Source organism: Brachybacterium sp. J144, assembly GCF_036321705.1.
Lineage (GTDB): Bacteria > Actinomycetota > Actinomycetes > Actinomycetales > Dermabacteraceae > Brachybacterium.
On the sequence record NZ_JAZDCG010000024.1, the window covers coordinates 13,073 to 31,101 of the forward strand.

Below are 18,029 nucleotides of genomic sequence, written 5' to 3' on the forward strand. Positions count from 1 at the left end.
GCCCGTCCCTCAGCGGGCGGCGCGTCGAGCCCGGCAGATCTCCATGACCATGCGCTGCACCGACCAGCGGGGATCACGGCCGGCGCCCTTCACCTCATGATCCGCGCGCGCCACCGCCTCGAGCGCCCGGGCGAGGGAACGGTCGTTCCAGGCGCGCGCCTCGCGTCCGAGGTTGCGCAGCATCCAGTCCGGCATGCCCAGGGTGCGGGCGCTCGCGTTCGGGGCGGTGACCTTCGCGAGCGAGCGCATCTTCGAGGCGATCGCGGCGACGATCGGCACGGGATCGGCCCCGGCGAGCTGTGCCTGCTGGAGGAGCTGCAGCGCCTCCTGCTCGCGCCCGGCGATCGCGGCATCGGCCACGGCGAAGGCGGTGGACTCGACACGACCGGCCGTGAGGGCGTGGACGTCCTCGAGGCTCACCACCGGTGCCTGCTGCCCCGGCTCGGGCATGGAGTCGTGGATGAGCTGACGGCTGATGGCAGCGAGCTCGGAGAGATCGGTGCCGAAGGCGTCCACGAGCGCGCCGAGAGCCTCCGGCTGGATCCGGCGCTCGGTGCGGGCGAACTCCGCGGCGACGAAGGCCTGCTTGTCCTGCAGGCGCTTCACGGGGCTCGCGTCGACCCGCGGCACCCCCGCCTTCTTCAGCGCGTCCAGCAGCTTCTTCCCGCGGTTGCCGCCGCGGTGGATGAGGACCAGGGTGACATCCGGTTCGGGCCGCGGCAGGTAGTCGAGCAGCTCGCCGACCAGGGCGTCCGGGGCGGACTGCAGCTCGGGCACCACCACGAAGCGCGGCTCCCCGAAGAGCGACGGGCTCGCGACCTGCGCGAGTGCTCCCGCCCCCGCGGACTCGCCCACCAGCTCGTGGACCGCGACCGAGGGATCGGCCTCCTGGGCGAGGCGCCGCAGCCGCTCGAGGGCGCGCGAGGCGATCAGCGGCTCGGTGCCCTGGAGGAGCACGATCGGGGCGAGGGGGACGCTGTGCCACTCGACATCGCTCACGGGAGCTCCTGACTGCTCGGGGACCCGCACGATCCTAGCGGGCGGGGCCGACGGAGCGTGGCGCCCCGGGGTCCTCGGCGGGGAGTACGACGGTGCCGTGGCGGTCGGTGCGCACAGCCCGGGTGCCCGTGCCGGCGAGCAGGTCCAGGAGGTCGTCCGTGGGATGGCCGAAGGTGTTGTCGGCGCCGACGGTGATCAGGGCGAGGTCCGCGTCCAGCTGCGCGTACAGACCCGGATCCTGACGCCGCGAGCCGTGATGGGCGACCTTGAGGAGGTCCGTCGGCCCGGGATCGAGCGCTTCCAGCTCGGCCTGCGCGACGGGCTCCAGGTCGCCGAGACTCACCAGGCGCGTGCCGTCGGGCCAGCGCACGGACAGGGCGAGTGAGCAGTCGTTCGCGGCATCGCCCTCCCCGGAGCCGTCCTCGCGGGCAGCGGCCGATTGCGCCGCCTCCGCGCTCGGCGGCCACAGCACCTCGAGCGTGAGCCCGTCCCGCTCCCAGGCGTCCCCCGTGCGGGCGGCCCGCGCGGCGGGACCGGGCACGACCTGCCCGGCGGCCTCGGGCAGCGGACAGATCCACTGCTCGGCCGGGAGGCGGGCACCGGAGAGTGCGGCCCGGCCCCCGGTGTGGTCTGCATGCGGATGGGACAGGACGAGCAGGTCGATGCGCTGCACCCCCAGCCGATCCAGGCATTCGCGCAGCGGCTCGGGCTCCGGTCCGGTGTCGATCAGGACGGTCACCGCCCGCGCCGGCGGCCCGATTGAGCGCAGCAGCACCGCATCCCCCTGGCCGACGGCGCAGGCGGCGACGATCCACTCCGGGGAGCTCCTCCCGGGCAGCGCCACCCGTCCGACGGTCGGTGCCAGCAGGGCGACCAGTACGGCCGCGCTCGCCCAGCGCACCAGCCGCCGTCGACGGCCGGCGATCGCGAGGGCGAGGCCGAGGATCGCCGCGATCGCGAGGAGCACCCCAGCGGTCCCCTCGGGCACGGAGATCCGTGAGCCGGGCAGGGCGTCCGCCGTGCGGGCCACGAGCAGCACCAGGTGAGCGCCGCCCGCGGCGACCGTGAACAGCACGGCGGCGACCCCGGGTAGCACCGTGCCCAGCACGAGGGCGACGAGGCCGATCACGGTCGAGGGCCCGACGAGGGGCCCAACGATCATGTTCACGGGGACTGCCCAGACGGACACCTCGGGGGAGAGCAGGATCAGCAGCGGGGTGCAGGCGAACTGGGCGACGAGGGGCACGGCGAGGACGAGCGCGGTGGTCTCCCCGATCCGCTCGCCGCTCATCGCGACCAGCGCGCGGCCGAGCGGGGGCGCGGCGAGAAGGATCGCGGCGGTCGCGAGGGCGGAGAGCAGGAAACCGATCGACGCGGCGGTGACGGGGTCGAGCACCGACCACAGCGCGATCGTCAGCGCGAGGGCCGCGACGGGGGAGGCGCGCACCCCAGCGAAGCGGGCGGCGAGGAGCGGCGCGGCCATGGTCGCGGCGCGCTGCACGCTCGGCTCGTCGCCGACGATCCACACGTAGCCGGCCATCGCCAGGCCTGCCAGGGCGATCCGCGGCCGTCGGCGCACCCCGGCGAGCAGCAGCGGCCCGAGCACGGCGGCGAGCACCAGGGCGATGTTCGCGCCGGAGACCGCGACCAGGTGCGAGATCCCGGCGCGCTGCATGATCTCCTCGCTGCGCGCGCTCAGGCCCGCGGTGTCCCCGGTGGTCATGCCGCGGGCGAGCGCGGCCTCATCCGGGGGCAGGTGGGAGGTCGCCTCCCTCGCCTCGGCGCGCAGTCGGTGCCGCAGTTCCTGGGCGTGGCCCACCGGCCCGCCCCGGCCGAGCACCGTCACCTCGTGCGCGCGCAGGACCAGCAGGCCTCCCGAGGCGGAGAGGGTGCCGCGCACGAGGAGGTGGTCGCTGTCCCGGGCCTGGCCGAGGTCTTCGGCGGCCGCTCCGTCGGCGCGCAGCAGCAGGGGGACGGAGGCGGGCAGGCGGCTCTCCTCACGGCCGATGCGGACGGTGCCGCGGACGGTGCGCGCCATCGTCTGCAGGCCGCCGCGACTCCACGCGGGTCCGCTCGTCGGCGCTGCCGGGTCTCCACCGGCGACGAGCGTGAGCTCGACGATCCGTCCCGACGCGGCGGCGTCCTCGAGCGCGGTGTCGGTGCCGCTGTGCCGGAGCAGGGCGGGGAACAGCAGCGCCCCGGCGAGGACCACCACGGCCACATGCGCGAACAGACCTTGTGCGGTGCTGGTGCCGCCGGTCAGCAGGATCGCGGTGAGGACGAGGGCGATGAGGACGGCGCCCGCGGCGATCGCGGCGGCGGCCCCCGCGGTGACGCCGAGGACGGCGAGAGCCCAGACGGCGGTGGCGCCGGGGAGCAGGAGCAGGTCGGAGCGGCGCATCGGGAGCTCACACGGTGGCGAGGGGACGGATCTTCTCGAGGGTCGCTGGGCCGATCCCCGAGACCTCGAGCAGGTCGTCGACCGAGGTGAAGGGGCCGTTCGCCTCGCGATGGTCGACGATCCGCTGCGCGATCGCGGGGCCTACCCCGGGCAGCTCGACGAGCTGCTGCACCGTCGCGGTGTTGAGGTCGATCGGAGACGCTGCGGAGGCGGGGGCGCCGTCTCCGGCGCCGGGCTCCCCGGAGGACCCCGCCGGGGCCGCGGCCACGGGCGGCGGCTCCTCCCCGGGCCGGGGTACGTGCACCTGCTCGCCGTCGGTCAGGGGCCGGGCGAGATTGATCGCCGAGAGGTCCGCCTCCTCGGTGGTCCCCCCGGCCGCGCGCAGCGCATCGTCGACGCGGGACCCCGCGGGCAGGCGCACGAGACCCGGCGCCGTGACCGCGCCGGAGACGTGCACGACCACCTCGTCGGTGCTCTCCGCTTCGGCCCCGGCCGAGTCCTCCGGGGCGGTGGAAGGCCCCTCCGAGGGAGTCGGGGCCGTTGCGCCACTTCCCGCGCTGTTCCCGGCGCCGCTCCCCGTATCACTGGCGCCCGTGGGCACCTCTTCTCCCGTCGCGGCGGTCTCGTCGAGGGGGACGGCGGTGCCCGCGCTCGAGAGATGGATGACGCCGCCCGCGATGAGCACGAGCACCGCGAGGCCGACGAGCGCCGCGGGCGTCGGCGCGGGGAGGCGGCGCAGGCGGGAAGGGCGCTGCGGGGCGTGGTCGAGGCGACGGACCAGCGGCTCGTCCGCGTCGAGCGGCTCCGGTTCGTCGCGCGGGACGGTTCCGGGCCCCGCCGATGCCCGCCGGTGTCGCGCGGCCCGCCGGGACCCGCGCCCTGCTTCTCGTGATGCTCCCATGGCGCGACCGTAGATCGGGGCGCCGCAGAGCGCGTCCGGAGCGGGACGGTTGGGGACGGACCGCCCCTGGGGAGGAACGGTCCGGGCCGCCGGTGGCGTCCGGGACGCCGGCGGGGGAGTGGACCGCCGCCGTCCCGCGGCCCCGGGGACGCGGGCTGGCCCGGTCCGGCCCATCGGATCATCGCGCGCAGCGGGCCTGGACGCAGCAGAGCCCCGCATGCCGGGGCATGCGGGGCTCTCCCGAGGCGTGGTGCCGGGCGATCAGGCCTGGACGGAAGCCACCAGCTTGGCGAGACCGGACTTGCGGTTCGCGGCCTGGTTCTGGTGGATGACGCCCTTGGAGACGGCCTTGTCGAGCTTGCGCGAGGCGAGCTTCAGCGCCTCGCCGGCGGCGTCGGCGTCGCCCGCGGTGACGGCAGCGCGCACCTTGCGCACGTAGGTCTTGAGCTCGGACTTGTACGCACGGTTGCGCAGGCGCGCCTTCTCGTTCGTCTTGTTCCGCTTGATCTGGGACTTGATGTTTGCCACGAAGACTCTTCTCTTGTGATGCTCTGGTGGATCTCCCGCGGCGGCCGAGGACCGGCATCGACGGGGACGGCGGTGGGGATTCGCCTGGAGACGTCGGTACCGGGACGCTGCCACGAGTACTCATCCGGGTCGCAGATCCCTCGACCCTGACACGGCGGGTCGACGGCTTGCGCACACCGAACGGTATGTCACACATACGGAGAAGGACTCTAGCAGAGCGGAACCTCGCCACGAACCCTATGTGCGGCGTGTCTCTCAGATGATCGGCCTGGTCATCGGCCTCACCAGCCGTGCACTCGGCGCACCGCCGCGGCGACGCGGTCGTAGCGGTCGCGGTCCAGCCGGGCCCCCTCGCGGCGCACCGTCCCGGGGGCGATCCGCAGCAGCCGGTCGGCGCGCACCTCGGAGGGGCGCCCCTGCGCGTCCCAGTCCCCGGAGCCGATGTCCACCCACGTCGCACCGTGCTCGTCGGTGGAGACCCCGCCGGTGGCGGCGCGGTCGCGGGAGGTGAGCATCAGGGCGATCAGCACGTCACCGCTGCCGTCCCGTCCGCCGACGGCGGCGTCCTCGCGGCCCAGGACCAGCACCGGGCGGTCCTTTCCGTGGGTGATGTCCTCCTCGAACGGCACCCAGGCCCAGGCGATCTCGCCCGGATCGGCGTGGTCGTCGTCCCGGGGCGCGTACTCGAGCGCGAGAGCGGAGGAGCCGGTGCGGTCGTGCAGCGCGCCGTCGCTCTCGGCGCCGTCCGAGGATCGCTGTCCCGCGGTCTCCTGTCCGGGACGTTCCGGGGTGTCGGTCCGGCGGGCCGGGGAGTCCGACGCGCCCGGGCGGCGCGCCTCCTGCGGCGTGCCGCGTCGTCGCTCGCGGACGGACTCGAGGGCCTCCCGCCCGAGTCGCGTGACCCCGTGACGGACCTGCGGATCGCGGGCGAGGGTGCGGGCGAGGGAACCGAGCCGGGACAGCAGCGACATGGGTCGTCTCTTCCTGGGCGCTCTCGCCCGAGCCGAGGTGGGGACGGTGTTGAATGGTACGCATGACCTCCACCCCGCTGTTCCGGAGCGTCGACCCCAGCGCGGGCAACGACGAGATGTTCGCGCCCGACGGCGTCGTGCGCCCCACCTACGCCGCCCTGCACGAGGCGCTCTCGGGGCTCGGCCCCGAGGAGTTCCGTGCCCGCTCCGAGTCGCTCGCTCGCAGTTATCTCGACCAGGGCATCACCTTCGACTACGCCGGGGAGGAGCGCCCCTTCCCGATCGACGCGATCCCCCGGGTGATCGACGCCGAGGAGTGGGCGCGCGTCTCGCGGGGCATCGCCCAGCGCGTCCGCGCCCTCGAGCACTTCCTCGACGACCTCTACACCGAGGAGCGCGCGGTCGCCGACGGGGTGATCCCCGAGCAGCTGGTTCGCTCCTCGACCTATGTCGTCGACGCGATGCGCGGCTACCGGCCGCCGAACGGCGTGCGCATCCACATCTCCGGCATCGACCTCGTGCGCGACGGCTCGGGCGAGTTCCGCGTGCTCGAGGACAACGTCCGCACCCCCAGCGGGGTCAGCTACGTCCTCTCTAACCGCCGCGCCATGGCGCAGACCTTCCCGGAGCTGTTCACGAGCCGCCCCGTGCGCCGGGTCGGCGAGTACCCGGGCCGGCTGCTCTCCGCCCTGCAGGCCGCCGCCCCGGACACCGCGGAGGAGGACCCGACCGTCGTCGTCCTCACCCCGGGCCGCTTCAACAGCGCGTACTTCGAGCATTCCCTGCTCGCGCGGACGATGGGCGTCGAGCTGGTCGAGGCCGGCGACCTCGTGGAGCGCAACGACCGCATCTACATGCGCACCACCGCCGGACTGCGCCGCGTCGACGTCATCTACAAGCGCACCGACGACGACTTCATCGACCCCGAGGTGTTCCGCCCCGACTCCATGCTCGGCGTGCCCGGTCTGGTCCGGGCGATCCTCGCGGGCACGGTCGTCGTCGCCAATGCGATCGGCAACGGCATCGGCGACGACAAGCTGACCTACACCTACGTGCCCGACCTGGTGCGCTACTACCTCTCCGAGGAGCCGATCCTCCCCAATGTCGACACCTGGCGCCTCGAGGAACCCGAGTCCCTCGCCGAGGTGCTCGACCGGCTCGACGAGCTGGTGGTCAAGCCCGTCGACGGCTCCGGGGGCAAGGGCATCGTGATCGGTCCCGCTGCGAGCACCGCGGAGCTCGACGCCCTGCGGGAGCGGCTGCGCGCCGACCCCCGAGGCTGGATCGCGCAGCCCGTCGTGCAGCTCTCCACCATCCCCACCCTCGTCGAGGACGGGCCCGAGCCGCGCCACGTGGACCTGCGCCCCTTCGCCCTGAACAGCGGCGACGACGTGTGGGTGTTGCCCGGTGGACTGACCCGGGTCGCCCTGCCTCGCGGCGAGATGATCGTGAACTCCTCCCGCGGCGGCGGCTCCAAGGACACCTGGGTGCTCGCTCCCGAGCGCTCGGCCCCGGGGGCCGGACCCGCCGCCGGCGAGGTCCCGTCGGCCGTATTCGCGGAGGAGGGGATCGAGGACCCCACCGACCTCGACGGCGACGAGTTCGACGACCCCCGCGAGGAGGCGGCCGAGCCGAGCGTCCGCGAGCCCGCGCCGGTCACCGCCGCGATCCCGCTGATCGACGTGGAGGACGCCCTGGACCTGGAGACCGACACCGCGCCGAAGGGGGCCGATGATGCTCAGTAGGATCGCCGACTCGATGTTCTGGATCGGCCGCTACGTCGAGCGAGCCGATCAGACCGCCCGCATCCTCGACGTGGGGCTGCAGTCCCTCACCGAGGACCCGGACCTCGGGGTCTCCGACTCCTGCCGCGCGCTGTACGAGATCTTCGGGATCCAGCGGCCGGCCGAGGAGCAGCTCACCGTGCAGGAGGTGCTCGAGGACCTGGTCACCGATCGCGCGAACCCCTCCTCGGTCGCCGGGGCGCTGCAGGCGGCGCGGGAGAACGCGCGCGGCGCCCGCGAGGTGCTGTCCACCGAGGTGTGGGAGTCGATCAACGCCACCACCCTCGGCCTGCCCCGTCAGCTGTGGCCCTCCCGGATGCACGGCGCCTTCCAGTACGCCACGGACCGCTGCGCCGTGGTGACGGGCCTGATCGACTCCTCGATGACCCGTGACGAGGCGTGGCTGTTCCTGCGCATCGGCCAGCTGCTCGAGCGGGTGGACATGCTCGCCCGAGTCCTGCAGGGGCACGACCTCGAGAACACCACCGACGCCTCGACCGTGCTGCTGCTGCGCACCTGCAGCGCCCACGAGGCGTACATCCGCTCCTACCGCGGGCGGGTGCGGGCCTCGCGCGCGATCGAGTTCCTGCTGCTGGACTCGATCTTCCCGCGCTCGGCCGCGTACTGCCTGATGGAGGTCGACGAGGCGCTCGACACCCTCGCCAAGCTCCACGGCTCGACCTTCGACCGTATGGGCACCGAGGAGCCGGGACGGCGGATCGTGGGCCGCGCCGCGGCGAGCCTCCGCTTCCGCTCCCTCGAGGACCTGGTCGCGGACTTCGAGGAGGAGATGGAGCAGCTGCAGATGGTCACGGGCGCCGTCACCCGCGCGCTCGGTGCGACCTACTTCCATCCCGCGAGCTGAGCGAGGGGCACCCCGGACCCGACGAGCCCGTGTGACGTCGGCCCGTCGGCGCCGGGGCGAGGCGGCGACGGGAGCCGACCGTGAGACGATGGACCGATGCCCGGCGCACGCGCGCGCCCGGATCCCCGTACGAGAGGACGAATGCCGGTGACCCCGAGGATCGCTGCCGATGAGGCCCGGGACATCGTGCCCGCGTCGACGCCCCAGGAGCGGCTCCGCAACTTCTGCATCATCGCCCACATCGACCATGGCAAGTCGACGCTGGCCGACCGGATGCTGCAGATCACGGGGATCGTCGACGAGCGCGCGATGCGCGCCCAGTACCTCGACCGCATGGACATCGAGCGCGAGCGCGGCATCACCGTGAAGAGCCAGGCCGTGCGCATGCCGTGGCAGGTCGACGGCGTGAACTACGCCCTGAACATGATCGACACCCCCGGCCACGTCGACTTCACCTACGAGGTCTCCCGCTCGCTGGCCGCCTGCGAGGGCGCGATCCTGCTCGTCGACGCCGCCCAGGGCATCGAGGCGCAGACCCTCGCGAACCTGTATCTCGCGATGGAGAACGACCTCACCATCATCCCCGTCCTCAACAAGATCGATCTGCCCGGCGCGGACCCGGAGAAGTACGCCGCGGAGATCGGCCAGCTGGTGGGGGTCGAGCCGGAGGACGTGCTGCGGGTCTCCGGCAAGACCGGCCAGGGCGTGCCCGAGCTGCTCGACCACGTGGTGCGGACCCTCCCCGCCCCCGAGGGACAGGTCGAGGCGCCCTGCCGCGCGATGATCTTCGACTCCGTGTACGACACCTACCGCGGCGTGGTCACCTACGTCCGCGTGGTCGACGGCTACCTGCGCGCCCGCGACCGGATCGACATGATGTCCACCGGTGCCCACCACGAGCTGCTCGAGATCGGCGTGAGCTCCCCGGAGCCGCATCCCACCACGGGCATCGGCCCCGGCGAGGTGGGCTACCTGATCACCGGTGTGAAGGACGTGCGTCAGTCCAAGGTGGGCGACACCATCACCACCTCGGTGCGCGGGGCGACCGAGGCGCTGGCCGGCTACTCGGACCCCAAGCCCATGGTCTACTCCGGGCTCTTCCCGATCGACGGCTCGGACTACCCGGCGCTGCGCGACGCCCTCGACAAGCTCAAGCTCAACGACGCGGCCCTGAACTACGAGCCGGAGACCTCGACCGCTCTCGGCTTCGGCTTCCGCGTCGGGTTCCTGGGCCTGCTGCACCTCGAGATCATCCGTGAGCGCCTCGAGCGCGAGTTCGACCTCGACCTCATCTCCACCGCGCCCTCCGTCGTCTACCACGTGCGGATGGAGGACGGCACCGAGGTCGAGGTGCTGAACCCCTCCGACTTCCCCACGGGCAAGGTCGCGGAGATCAGCGAGCCGATCACGAAGGCGACCATCCTGGTGCCGAGCGAGTTCATCGGCGCCGTGATGGAGCTGTGCCAGTCCAAGCGCGGCCAGCTCGGCGGCATGGACTACCTCAGCGAGGACCGCGTCGAGCTGCGCTACACCCTGCCGCTCGCGGAGATCGTCTTCGACTTCTTCGACCAGCTGAAGTCGAAGACGCGCGGCTACGCCTCCCTCGACTACGACGTCTCCGGCTCCCAGACCGCCGATCTCGTCAAGGTCGACATGCTGCTGCAGGGTGAGCCGGTCGATGCCTTCAGCGCGATCGTCCATCGCGACAAGGCGTACAACTACGGCGTCGAGATGGCCGGGAAGCTCAAGAACCTCATCCCGCGCCAGCAGTTCGAGGTCCCGATCCAGGCCGCGATCGGCGCGCGCATCATCGCCCGCGAGAACATCCGCGCCATGCGCAAGGACGTGCTCTCGAAGTGCTACGGCGGCGACATCTCCCGCAAGCGCAAGCTCCTGGAGAAGCAGAAGGAGGGCAAGAAGCGCATGAAGAACATCGGCTCCGTCGAGGTGCCGCAGGAGGCCTTCATCGCCGCGCTCTCCTCCGACGCCGCCGAGGCCGGCAAGGACGGCAAGAAGAAGTGACCGCCCCAGCGGGACGGATCGCCGCGGTCTGCACGGTCGCGCAGCTCTTCCCGGTCCCCGAGCGGGGCCTGATGAGCGGCATCGACAAGAGGCCCGTGGACGGCCCGATCCGGCTGCTGACCCACGGCGTGCTCGGCGACGTGCAGGGCGATCGCGAGCACCACGGCGGGATCTTCAAGGCCGTCTACGCCTACTCGCGAGAGGTGCGCGAGCAGTACGCGGCCGAGCGCTCGCAGGCGCTGCCCGACGGCGCCTTCGGCGAGAACCTCGTCACCGCCGGTCAGGACACCGACGGCACCGTGATCGGGGAGCGGTGGCGCATCGGGTCGGCCGAGATCGAGGCGACCTGCCCGCGCAATCCCTGCGGCACCTTCGCCGCCTGGATGGGGGACCGCCGCTGGGGCCGACGCTTCACCGAGGGCGGCCACGCGGGCGCCTACTTCCGGGTGCTCGTCGAGGGGGAGACCCGTGCCGAGGACGCGATCGAGGTGATCTCCCGGCCCGAGCACGGTGTGAGCATCGCCGACTCCTTCCGGGGGCTGTCGCCGCAGCAGGCGCGCGCTCTGCTGGACTGGGCACAGGACACCTCCACGGTGCTCTACGACTCCCTGGTCGGCGCCGCGCAGAACGCCCTCATCCGGGCCGACGGGGACGCCCGCTTCCCGGACCGCCTGCGCTCCACCGGCCGTGGACTGGGGCTCGGGATGGGGCTGTGACAGCCGGGACGACGGCGATGACGGAGACGGCGGGCAAGGACCTCTCCGTCTACGTCCACGTCCCCTTCTGCGCCGTGCGCTGCGGCTACTGCGACTTCAACACCTACACGGCGACCGAGCTTGGCGGCGGCGGATCTCAGCGCGAGTACCCCGACAACGCCCGGGCCGAGATGGACCTGACCCTCGCGGCGGACCGTGCGGCCGGCTACGAGTACGACGAGATCTCCACCGTCTTCTTCGGCGGCGGCACCCCCACCCTGCTGCCCGCGGACGACCTCGTCGCCATGCTCGATCACCTGCGCTCCCGGATCCCGCTCGCCCCCGGGGCAGAGGTCACCACCGAGGCGAACCCCGACTCGGTCACCCGCGCCTCGCTCTCGCGCCTGGCCGAGGGCGGTATCACCCGCGTCTCGATCGGGATGCAGTCCGCCGTCCCCTCCGTGCTCGCGACCCTGGACCGCACCCACGACCCCGAGCGGGTGCCGCAGGTGGTGCAGTGGGCGAAGGACGCCGGGCTGCAGGTGAGCCTCGATCTGATCTACGGCACGCCCGGCGAGACCCTCGCGGATGTCGAGACCTCCGTCCGGGCGGCGCTCGCCTGTGAGGTCGACCATCTCTCCGCCTACTCTCTGATCATCGAGGGGAACACCGCGATGGCGCGGCAGCTGCGCCGTGGCGAGCTGCAGGCCCCCGACCCCGACGACATGGCCGACAAGTACGAGCTCGTCGACGATCTGGCGAGCGCGGCCGGGCTGTCCTGGTACGAAGTCTCCAACTGGGCCCGCACCTCGGAGCACCGCTCCCGCCACAACCTCTCCTACTGGCAGGGCGGGGACTGGTGGGGGATCGGCCCCGGCGCGCACCGCCACCGCGACGGCCTGCGCTCCTGGAACGTCAAGCACCCCAGCCGCTACGCGCGGATGCTCGCCGACGGCGAGCTGCCGGTGGCCGACTCCGAGCAGGTCGCCGCTGAGGACCGCCTCGTCGAGCGGATCATGCTCGAGCTGCGCATCGCCGATGGCCTCGCGGTCGAGGTCGTGCCCGCGGAGCGCCGGGACATGCTCGCCGTGCACCGCGACCGGGGCCATCTCGATCCCGAGGCCCTGGCGCACGGCCGGGCGGTGCTGACGCGCCCCGGGCGCCTGCTCGCCGATGCCGTGATCCGCGACCTCGTGCCCTGAGCCCGTGGTCGGTCGTCGCCGCCGGGACACCGATGCGTCGGAACCGGTGGCTGCCGGATCCGTCGGCGCGCAGACTGGCTCCATGACGCCTGCGACCGGATCCCGCCCGACCACGATCGACGGGTACCTCGACGCGCTCGAGGAGCCCGCGCTCAGCCGGATGCGCGCGCTGCGGGGCCTGGTGCGCGAGGAGCTACCCGAGGCGACCGAGGCGATCAAGTGGGGAGCGCCCGCCTTCCTCCACCCGCGCGGCACCATCCTGCTCGTCGTCAGCGCACATCGCGCCCATGCGAATTTCACCGTGACCCCGAGCGCCAAGGAGGCGCTGGCCTCCGAGCTCCAGGGGCTCGAGACCGGGAAGGGCAGCGTGAAACTGCCGTACGCGGATCCGCTCCCGGAGCAGGTGCTGCGTCGCCTCGCCCGGCGCCGTCTCGCGAGTTCGAGGAGGATGCCGTCCCCTGGATGTGACGCGCCGCGGCGGAGCGACGCGTCCGCCTGTGGCCGTGCGGCACGACCGACCACAGCGACGAGCCCCCGCGACCCTGTCGGGTCCCCGGGGGCTCGTCGTGCTCGGCGGAGCGGACTGCTCAGCGTGCGGAGCGGGCGATCACTTCACGAGCCGGATGTTCAGCGGGTAGTTCCACCATTCGCCCTGGTTCGCCTTCACGGCGCCCAGGATCGCGAAGACGATGTGCAGGATGGCCGGTACGGCCACGAGCACATACAGCACCGAGCCGATGCCGAAGGTGACGATCGCGATGATCGTGATGACGATGCTGAGCGCGATCTCGGCGATGAACACGGCGATCGCGGCGTTCAGAGCCTCCGCGGCGTTGAAGCGGATGAAGCGGTTGCGGTCCTTGTAGACCAGGAAGATGATCAGCGGCCCGAGCCATCCGAGGAATCCGGCGCCGATCACGTAGCCGACGATCGTGGAGAGCTGCGCGAACATCGACCACAGCTTGGCGTCCGAGTCGCTCGCGGGCTGACCGGGGAGCGGGCCGGGGTAGACGCCCTTGATATGGGCGGGGGCCTGGTCGAAGGACATGGGGGCTCCTGAGGTGGGATGGGCGGGCTGCTGCGGGGCGGGGCCCGCCGACGCAGCCTGCGGGGCGGCGTAGGCCGGCTGGGGCGACGGAGCGCCCGAGGGCTGGGCCGCCCCCGCGTGCGGGTCGGAGACCGCGGGCGCCGCGAACGGATCGGCCGACGGGGCGGGCTCGGCCGAGGCCCCGACGGGCTGGGTGGATGCGGCCGGGAACTCCGGTGCGGCGGAGGCCTCGGACTCGCGGGCGAAGGGATCGTGCGGGTGCTCGGACTGGTTCATCGTGGACTCTTCCCTCGGGCTGACCCGGATGGACCGGCGGTTGTGCGATGTGGCCAGCCTAACGACCGCTCTGCGCGTCGTCACCGGGGTGGGCCTCCCCGGTCACCGGGGGTTTTCCCCCGCGACCTTCGTCGCGCCCCGGGCGTTCAGTCCACGGTCACGAAGTCGATGAGCTCCTCGATGCGCCCGGACAGCGTCGGCTCGACATCGGCGTAGGAGCGCACGGTCTCGAGGATCCGCTTCCAGCCGAGGCCCACGTCGTGCTTGTCCCCGTGCGGCCAGCCGAGGGCGGCGAGGGTCCCGATCTTGATGTCGGTGCCCTTGGGGACGTGGGGCCACCGGTCGAGGCCCACGCGAGCGGGCTTCACGGCCTGCCAGACGTCCACGTACGGGTGGCCGAGCACGATCACGTTCCCCGCCGCACCGGGCAGGCGCATCACCTGCTGCGCGATGCGCGACTCCTTGGAGCCGGGCACCAGGTGGTCCACCAGGATCCCGAGGCGCCGGGTGGGGGAGGGAGCGAACTCCTGCACCCGCTCGACGAGGTTGTCGGCGCCCTCCAGCTGCTCGACGACGACGCCCTCGATGCGCAGGTCGTGGCCCCACACCTTGTGCACCAGCTCGGCGTCATGGGTGCCCTCGACCCAGATCCGGGAGGCGCGGGCGGTACGGGCCCGCGCGCCCTCGACGTACACCGAGCCGCTCGCGGAGCGCTTGCGCACGGGCGCCTGCTGGGCGACGGCCCGGGTGAGCACCACGGGCTTCCCGTCGATCATGAATCCGGGACCCAGCGGGAAGGTGCGGCGCACCCCGCGGCCGTCCTCGAGCTCGACCACGAGCTCCCCGGCGATCTTCTCGACCCGGGTCACCGCCCCGGTGAAGCCGGTCGAGGCCTCCTCGACCACGAGATCCTTGCGGGCGGGCACCTCGGTCGCGACGGGGCGGCGGCGATGGTGGGCGGGCGGGGTCGAGGACAGCACGTCTCGGCCGTACCGGTCGGGGAAGGAGGAGGCTGCAGGCACGCCCGGCACGATACCCCCGTGGCGAACGCCTCCCGGGGAGCACCGCGCGGGGCGCGTAGGATTGGCACTCGGCGGCCCCAAGTGCCAGCCCCGTCGGCCGTCCGACGGGTCCGCACCGCGGCCCGCCCGCAGCACAGCACATCGGAGCCAAAGCACATCGGACCCACAGCGGGTCCCCGCCCGTCGGAGGTGAGAGGAACGGACAGCCGCAAGCTGCAGATCCTCGGCGCCATCGTCGAGGACTACGTCGCCACCCGCGAACCCGTCGGGTCGAAGTCCCTGCTGGAGCGCCACGAGCTCGGCGTCTCCGCCGCGACGGTGCGCAACGACATGTCCGCCCTCGAGGAGGAGGGGCTGATCCACCAGCCCCACACCTCCGCGGGCCGCGTCCCCACGGACAAGGGCTACCGGACCTTCGTCGACCACGTCGCGACGGTCAAGCCGCTCTCGGTGCCCGAGCGCCGCGCGATCCACGCCCTGCTCGAGCAGTCCGGGGACGTCGAGGAGCTCCTCGCCCGCACGGTGCGCCTGCTCGCGCAGCTCACCCAGCAGGTCGCGATGGTGCAGTACCCGGCCCGCCGGCAGGCTCGGGTGCGCCACGTCGAGCTGGTCAAGGTCGCCGAGTCCCTGCTGCTGGTGGTGCTGATCCTCGAGTCGGGCCGCGTGGACCAGCGCACCATCCCGGTGACCCCGGGGCGCGACGCCGAGTACTACGCCGGTCTGCGTGATGCGCTGAACCGCACCGTCGCGGGGCGCGAGGTCACCGACCTCTCCGCCCCGCTCGGGGACCTGCTAGAGACCGTCAGCCGCCCGGACCGCGACTCCGCCCGTGAGGTCGCCGAGGCGCTCATCGCCCTCGCCGCGGCCCGAGTCGAGGACCGGATCATGCTCGCGGGCACCGCGAACCTGGCCCGCAGCGCGGAGGACTTCGCCCGCGACGTCGAGCCCCTGCTGGACGTCCTCGAGGAGCAGCTCGTGCTGCTGCGGCTGTTCACCGAGATGCACGCCTCGCCGGGCGCGGTCGAGGTCCGCATCGGATCCGAGCTGCGCGAGTCCGCGCTGACCCAGGCCGCGGTGGTCGGGGCCGGCTACGGCGCGGGCTCCCATCTGGCGATCCTCGGCCCCTCCCGGATGGACTACGTCACCGGCATCTCCACGGTGCAGGCGATCGCGCGGTACGTGTCGCGCTACCTCGAGTGATCGCCGTGCGGAGGTCCGTCTCCGCCCCTCTATCTCTGCTCCCACCCACACCGCAAGGACCCCACTGGTGAACGACGACTACTACGAGCTCCTCGGCGTCTCCCGCGACGCCTCGACCGAGGAGATCAAGAAGGCCTACCGCAAGCTCGCGCGCAGCCTTCACCCCGACGTCAACCCCGATCCTGAGGCGGCGGAGACCTTCAAGAAGGTGTCCCAGGCCTACGAGACGTTGTCCCATGCGGACAAGCGCCGTCAGTACGACATGGGCGGCGGCCCGGGCATGGGCGGCGGCTTCCCCGGCGGTTTCGGCGGCGGCGCCGGCTTCGACATGGGCGACATCTTCGACATGTTCGCGGGTGCCGCGGGCATGCGCGGTCGCGGCCAGGGCCCCGTGCCTCGGCAGCGCCGCGGCGGCGACGTGCTGCGCCGCATCCGCATCGACCTGCGCGACGTCGTCTTCGGCACCGAGCAGAAGGTCACCTTCCGCACGGCGGCGCTGTGCGAGCGCTGCTCCGGCTCCTGCTGCGAGCCGGGCACCAGCCCCACCCGCTGCACCGCCTGCAACGGCTCCGGTCATGTGCAGCGCGTCGCCCAGTCGCTGCTGGGCCAGATGGTCACCATGGCGCCCTGCCCCACCTGCGGCGGGCACGGCGACGTCATCGAGTCTCCCTGCACCGCCTGTTCCGGGCACGGCCGCACGGCTTCCGACCGCGAGGTCACCGTGCGCGTCCCCTCCGGCGTCGAGCACGGCACCCGCATCCAGCTGCGCGGTGAGGGCGAGGTCGGCGAGGCCGGCGGACCCTCCGGCGACCTGTTCGTGGAGCTCTCCGTCTCCGAGCACGACACCTTCGACCGCGACGGCGACGACCTCGTCACCACGATTGCCGTGCCGATGACCTCGGCGGCGCTCGGGGCGACCGTCCCGCTCGAGACCTTCGACGGCATCCAGGAGATCGACGTGAAGCCCGGCTCGCAGCCCGGCGACCAGATCACCCTCAAGGGCCTCGGGGTCACCCCGCTGCGGCGTGAGCGCCGCGGCGACATCCGGGTGGTCCTCGACGTCGACGTCCCCACCTCGCTCAGCGACGAGGAGCGTTCGCTGCTCGAGCAGCTCGCGGCGCTGCGGGGCGACGAGACCACGCGCAAGAAGGGCCACGGCCCCTTCGCGAAGCTCCGTGACCGCCTGCGCGACCTCTGAGCGGAGCACCGCGCCGATGCCCACGACCCCGCCCGGCTTCCTGATCCTCGACGACGCCCTCGCGGGCGCGCGCGAGGGCGATGCCCTCCTGCTCGCGGGGGAGGAGGGGCGGCATGCCGCGAAGGTCGCCCGGATCGGCGCGGGGGAGCGGGTCCTGCTCACCGACGCCCCGGGCCGCCAGGTCCTCGCCGAGGTGACCGCCGCCCGCAAGGAGCAGCTGGATCTGCGCCTGCTCGCCGACCCGAGCCCGGCGGTCCAGCGCCTGCCCCGACTCACCCTGGTCCAGGCCCTCGCCACCGGCGGCCGTGACGAGCAGGCCGTGGAGTCCGCGACGGAGCTCGGCGCGGACCGCCTCGTCCCCTGGATCGCGCAGCGCTCGGTCTCCGTGTGGCGCGGCGAGAAGCTCGCCAAGGGACGGGCGAAGTGGGAGGGGACCGTCCGGGCGGCCGTCAAGCAGTGCCGTCGGCCGGGGATCCCGGAGGTGGCGGAGGCGGTGACCACGACCCGGCTCGTCGAGGACCTGCGCGAGCGCGCGGCCGACAGCGCCCTGGTGCTGGTGCTGCACGAGCAGGAGTCCGTCTCGCTGATGACCCTCGCCGAAGAGCTGCGCGGCGCCAGCGAGGCCGGCGTCGAGGAGATCGTGGTGGTCGTCGGCCCCGAGGGCGGGATCGACGAGACCGAGCTGGACGCGCTGCGCGGAACCGGCGCCCGCAGCGTGCTGCTCGGCCCCGAGGTGCTGCGCTCCTCGACGGCGGGCCCCGCCGCTCTCGCCGTGATCAGCGCCCTCGTCGGCCGCTGGGGCTGATCCGCCGGATCGCTCAGGGACCCCGGAGACGACCGGGACCCCGGAGGCGACGAAGCGAGAACAGGAGCCCCAGGCGATTCCCAGATGGGGTAAGGGTCGGGAGGAAACACTG

15 protein-coding genes and 1 pseudogene are annotated in these 18,029 nt (G+C 72.9%); 9 read left to right on the plus strand and 7 right to left on the minus strand.

The features are described 5' to 3' along the window. Positions 1 to 9 precede the first annotated feature (9 nt). The 5 genes from holA to V1260_RS09305 form a co-directional block, all read right to left on the minus strand. On the minus strand, positions 10 to 999 hold the full coding sequence (gene holA, locus V1260_RS09285; protein ID WP_329746534.1) for a DNA polymerase III subunit delta: 990 nt from the start codon (positions 997 to 999) through the stop codon (positions 10 to 12). Between the two features lie 34 nt (positions 1,000 to 1,033). Next, positions 1,034 to 3,400 carry a ComEC/Rec2 family competence protein gene (locus V1260_RS09290; RefSeq protein WP_329746535.1) on the minus strand — a complete coding sequence of 789 codons (2,367 nt, stop codon included), beginning with the start codon at positions 3,398 to 3,400 and terminating at the stop codon, positions 1,034 to 1,036. Between the two features lie 7 nt (positions 3,401 to 3,407). After that, positions 3,408 to 4,301, minus strand: coding sequence for a helix-hairpin-helix domain-containing protein (locus tag V1260_RS09295; RefSeq protein WP_329746536.1), 894 nt, complete (start codon positions 4,299 to 4,301; stop codon positions 3,408 to 3,410). A gap of 261 nt (positions 4,302 to 4,562) precedes the next feature. Continuing rightward, on the minus strand, positions 4,563 to 4,829 hold the full coding sequence (gene rpsT / locus V1260_RS09300; protein ID WP_329746537.1) for a 30S ribosomal protein S20: 267 nt from the start codon (positions 4,827 to 4,829) through the stop codon (positions 4,563 to 4,565). Positions 4,830 to 5,110: 281 nt separating this feature from the next. Then, positions 5,111 to 5,800: a type II toxin-antitoxin system PemK/MazF family toxin gene (locus V1260_RS09305; RefSeq protein ID WP_329746538.1), complete on the minus strand. Its 690-nt coding sequence runs from the start codon at positions 5,798 to 5,800 to the stop codon at positions 5,111 to 5,113. Positions 5,801 to 5,862: 62 nt separating this feature from the next. On the opposite strand from V1260_RS09305, the gene V1260_RS09310 reads away from it, so the two are divergent. The 6 genes and pseudogenes from V1260_RS09310 to V1260_RS09335 all read left to right on the plus strand — a co-directional run. After that, positions 5,863 to 7,545 carry a circularly permuted type 2 ATP-grasp protein gene (locus tag V1260_RS09310; protein WP_442878147.1) on the plus strand — a complete coding sequence of 561 codons (1,683 nt, stop codon included), beginning with the start codon at positions 5,863 to 5,865 and terminating at the stop codon, positions 7,543 to 7,545. Next, complete coding sequence (locus V1260_RS09315) at positions 7,532 to 8,449, plus strand: alpha-E domain-containing protein (RefSeq protein WP_329746539.1); 918 nt, start codon at positions 7,532 to 7,534, stop codon at positions 8,447 to 8,449. Before V1260_RS09310 ends, V1260_RS09315 begins: the two co-directional genes overlap by 14 nt. Positions 8,450 to 8,590: 141 nt before the next feature. After that, on the plus strand, positions 8,591 to 10,471 hold the full coding sequence (gene lepA / locus V1260_RS09320) for a translation elongation factor 4 (protein ID WP_329746540.1): 1,881 nt from the start codon (positions 8,591 to 8,593) through the stop codon (positions 10,469 to 10,471). Next, entirely contained in the window at positions 10,468 to 11,187 is a 720-nt protein-coding gene (locus tag V1260_RS09325; protein WP_329746541.1) for an MOSC domain-containing protein, read from the plus strand. The genes lepA and V1260_RS09325 overlap by 4 nt, the downstream gene beginning before the upstream one ends. A gap of 17 nt (positions 11,188 to 11,204) precedes the next feature. Further along, positions 11,205 to 12,368, plus strand: a complete 1,164-nt coding sequence (hemW, locus tag V1260_RS09330; protein WP_329746542.1) for a radical SAM family heme chaperone HemW — start codon at positions 11,205 to 11,207, stop codon at positions 12,366 to 12,368. Between the two features lie 160 nt (positions 12,369 to 12,528). Continuing rightward, positions 12,529 to 12,738: pseudogene (locus V1260_RS09335) on the plus strand (DUF1801 domain-containing protein); the annotation flags it as partial. Positions 12,739 to 12,975: 237 nt separating this feature from the next. Here V1260_RS09335 and V1260_RS09340 read toward each other — a convergent pair. Then, on the minus strand, positions 12,976 to 13,692 hold the full coding sequence (locus tag V1260_RS09340; RefSeq protein WP_329746543.1) for a DUF4870 domain-containing protein: 717 nt from the start codon (positions 13,690 to 13,692) through the stop codon (positions 12,976 to 12,978). 146 nt (positions 13,693 to 13,838) lie between these two features. Further along, positions 13,839 to 14,723 (minus strand): DUF3097 domain-containing protein, encoded by an 885-nt coding sequence (locus V1260_RS09345; RefSeq protein WP_442878148.1) that lies wholly within the window; start codon positions 14,721 to 14,723, stop codon positions 13,839 to 13,841. A 180-nt stretch (positions 14,724 to 14,903) separates the two neighbouring features. Between V1260_RS09345 and hrcA the strand changes: the two genes are divergently transcribed. The 3 genes from hrcA to V1260_RS09360 all read left to right on the plus strand — a co-directional run bounded on the left by hrcA (position 14,904) and on the right by V1260_RS09360 (position 17,917). Then, entirely contained in the window at positions 14,904 to 15,914 is a 1,011-nt protein-coding gene (hrcA, locus tag V1260_RS09350; protein ID WP_329746545.1) for a heat-inducible transcriptional repressor HrcA, read from the plus strand. A gap of 67 nt (positions 15,915 to 15,981) precedes the next feature. Beyond that, positions 15,982 to 17,112 carry a molecular chaperone DnaJ gene (dnaJ, locus tag V1260_RS09355; RefSeq protein ID WP_329746546.1) on the plus strand — a complete coding sequence of 377 codons (1,131 nt, stop codon included), beginning with the start codon at positions 15,982 to 15,984 and terminating at the stop codon, positions 17,110 to 17,112. A gap of 16 nt (positions 17,113 to 17,128) precedes the next feature. After that, the gene (locus V1260_RS09360; RefSeq protein WP_329746547.1) at positions 17,129 to 17,917 is read left to right on the plus strand and encodes a 16S rRNA (uracil(1498)-N(3))-methyltransferase; all 789 of its coding nucleotides are present in this window, start codon (positions 17,129 to 17,131) and stop codon (positions 17,915 to 17,917) included. The last annotated feature ends 112 nt before the right edge of the window (positions 17,918 to 18,029 follow it).

Excerpts from the sequence above, each read along its gene's own strand:
- V1260_RS09315 (WP_329746539.1), top strand. The coding sequence starts at position 7,532 with ATGATGCTCAGTAGGATCGCCGACTCGATGTTCTGGATCGGCCGCTAC.
- lepA (WP_329746540.1), top strand. The coding sequence starts at position 8,591 with ATGCCGGTGACCCCGAGGATCGCTGCCGATGAGGCCCGGGACATCGTG.
- V1260_RS09360 (WP_329746547.1), top strand. The coding sequence starts at position 17,129 with ATGCCCACGACCCCGCCCGGCTTCCTGATCCTCGACGACGCCCTCGCG.
- hemW (WP_329746542.1), top strand. The coding sequence starts at position 11,205 with ATGACGGAGACGGCGGGCAAGGACCTCTCCGTCTACGTCCACGTCCCC.
- V1260_RS09290 (WP_329746535.1), bottom strand. The coding sequence starts at position 3,400 with ATGCGCCGCTCCGACCTGCTCCTGCTCCCCGGCGCCACCGCCGTCTGG.
- V1260_RS09305 (WP_329746538.1), bottom strand. The coding sequence starts at position 5,800 with ATGTCGCTGCTGTCCCGGCTCGGTTCCCTCGCCCGCACCCTCGCCCGC.
- V1260_RS09340 (WP_329746543.1), bottom strand. The coding sequence starts at position 13,692 with ATGAACCAGTCCGAGCACCCGCACGATCCCTTCGCCCGCGAGTCCGAG.
- V1260_RS09310 (WP_442878147.1), top strand. The coding sequence starts at position 5,863 with ATGACCTCCACCCCGCTGTTCCGGAGCGTCGACCCCAGCGCGGGCAAC.
- V1260_RS09295 (WP_329746536.1), bottom strand. The coding sequence starts at position 4,301 with ATGGGAGCATCACGAGAAGCAGGGCGCGGGTCCCGGCGGGCCGCGCGA.